Source organism: Stenotrophomonas sp. HMWF003 (genome assembly GCF_003061285.1).
GTDB lineage: Bacteria > Pseudomonadota > Gammaproteobacteria > Xanthomonadales > Xanthomonadaceae > Stenotrophomonas > Stenotrophomonas maltophilia_AP.
In genome coordinates this window covers 3,411-3,805 of sequence record NZ_QAIW01000278.1, presented here as the reverse complement: position 1 = coordinate 3,805, position 395 = coordinate 3,411, and the positions used below count along the sequence as shown (strand labels likewise).

At 72.2% G+C, this 395-nt stretch carries 1 pseudogene; it reads left to right on the top strand.

Annotation, left to right across the window (positions count from 1 at the left end):
- Window positions 1-395 (top strand): annotated as a pseudogene (locus tag DBR34_RS22760) (tyrosinase family protein); the annotation flags it as partial.

Below are 395 nucleotides of genomic sequence, written 5' to 3'. Positions count from 1 at the left end.
GCGGTGAAGGCCGCAGGACCCGCCACACTGGTGCGGGGCAAGCGTCGCGGTGCCGCCGTCGCCGTGTCGCTGCCGTCCACGACCCGGGGCCAGCTGGGCGCCACGGCAGCGCCCGCGTTGATTGCCGAAGTGACCGTGGAGCGGCCGCGCGGCCTGCACAACACGCGCGAGTTCGACGTCCTGGTGAACGCACCGGCGGGGGTTGAGACGGTGGACGCCGACAGCCCCTACTACGTGGGCACGGTGTCCTTCTTTGGTCCGCCGATGACCGGCATGGACCATGCGCACCCCACCACGTTCGCCGTACCGCTGCCGCAACGGCTCAACCTGCTCAGGGCCGGTGCGGCCGACGCCAGCGGCAGCACGGCGCTGGAGTTCAGGGTGGTGGCCTCCAC